Source organism: Phocaeicola sp. RTP21198st1_B8_RTP21198_201120 (genome assembly GCF_040929485.1).
GTDB classification, from domain to species: Bacteria; Bacteroidota; Bacteroidia; order Bacteroidales; family Bacteroidaceae; genus Phocaeicola; species Phocaeicola dorei.
Map to the genome: position 1 here is coordinate 1 of NZ_JBCOCI010000268.1, position 1,697 is coordinate 1,697.

At 44.6% G+C, this 1,697-nt stretch carries 2 protein-coding genes; both read left to right on the forward strand.

The genetic code is table 11. The annotated features are described in order from the left end of the window. On the forward strand, nucleotides 1–388 hold a 388-nt coding region (locus AB5935_RS25270; protein WP_368327785.1), incomplete at its 5' end, for a putative quinol monooxygenase. A gap of 11 nt (nucleotides 389–399) precedes the next feature. Continuing rightward, nucleotides 400–1,697, forward strand: a 1,298-nt coding sequence (locus AB5935_RS25275) for a DPP IV N-terminal domain-containing protein (RefSeq protein ID WP_368327786.1), incomplete at its 3' end; no start/stop codon positions are given.

The window sequence follows — 1,697 nt, forward strand, 5'->3', positions numbered from 1 at the left end:
CAGTATGACAGGGAAAAAGGATATAAAACAGCAGCCTGGTATGTGCGCCAAATTACCTATGGCGGCTGACGGTATTGTGCGGCTATCAAAAATCGAGGTTTATCCGGAGTATCTTGAAGAATATATGAAATATGCGACCGAAGTGGGTGAAGTCTCCTTGCGTACTGAACCGGGAGTGCTGACTATGTATGCCGTCAGCGAAAAAGAGAATCCTGGCAGGATAACTATTCTTGAAACTTACGCGAGTCAGGAGGCTTATAAATCTCATATTGCATCGGAGCATTTTCAAAAGTACAAGCAAGGAACGCTGCACATGGTTAAGACTCTCGTACTCTCTGACCAAATGCCGCTTAACCCCGCAAATTGCATTAATAACTTCATTCAATAAACGAAATGATTATGAATAAACTCCTTTTATTTTCAGTATTTAGTATTTTAACACTCAATGTTATGGCACAAGAAACCAAAAAACCGACGCTGGAAGAACTGATTCCGGGCGGCGAGAGTTACCGCTATGCAGAAAACCTGTACGGGCTGCAATGGTGGGGCGACGAATGTATCAAGCCAGGAGTAGATACCCTTTATTCAATTCAACCCAAAACCGGGAAAGAAACAATGGTTATCACTCGCGAGCAAATCAACAAAGTGCTTGAAGAAAACAAGGCAGGAAAATTATCACACCTGTATTCCGTCCGTTTTCCATGGACAGACAAGGCACAAATGCTATTCACGATAGCAGGAAAGTTCATTGTATATGATTTCAAGAACAATCAGGTTATCAGCACTTTCAAACCAAAGGACGGGGCAAATAATGAAGACTATTGCGCAGCCAGTGGAAATGTGGCTTACACGATAGATAACAATCTATATGTGAATGAGAAAGCAGTAACCAATGAACCCGAAGGCATCGTTTGTGGACAAACAGTGCACCGCAATGAATTCGGTATCAACAAAGGAACTTTCTGGAGTCCGAAAGGCAACCTGCTCGCTTTCTACCGTATGGATGAAAGCATGGTGACACAATACCCGCTTGTAGACATCACTGCACGTGTAGGCGAAGTGAACAACGTACGCTATCCGATGGCAGGAATGACGAGCCATCAGGTAAAAGTAGGCATTTACAACCCTGCTACCGGTAAAAGCATTTATCTGAATGCAGGCGATCCGACAGACCGTTATTTCACTAACATCAGCTGGGCACCGGATGAAAAGAGCCTCTACCTGATCGAAGTAAACCGCGACCAGAATCATGCCAAACTCTGCCAGTACAACGCAGAGACAGGAGAACCCATGGGAGTTCTCTATGAAGAAATGCACCCTAAATACGTTGAACCGCAAAACCCCATCGTATTTTTGCCGTGGGACCCTACCAAGTTCATCTATCAAAGTCAGCGTGACGGCTACAATCACCTTTATCTCTTTGAGACAAATGCAGCAAACATGAAAGGTGAAACCTATAATAGTGCCAACGGCGGTAGTTATTTCCAGGCCGGTAAAGTAAAACAGCTAACCAAAGGCAACTGGCTGGTCAGCGAAATCCTGGGATTCAACACAAAGCGTAAAGAGGTCATCTTCACTGCCGTAGAAGGCTTGAGAAGCGGCCATTTTGCAGTAAACGTAAGTAATGGAAAGATAAGCCAGCCGTTCGAGAACTGCAAGGAAAGCGAACATAGCGGAACACTTAGCGCCTCTGGTAC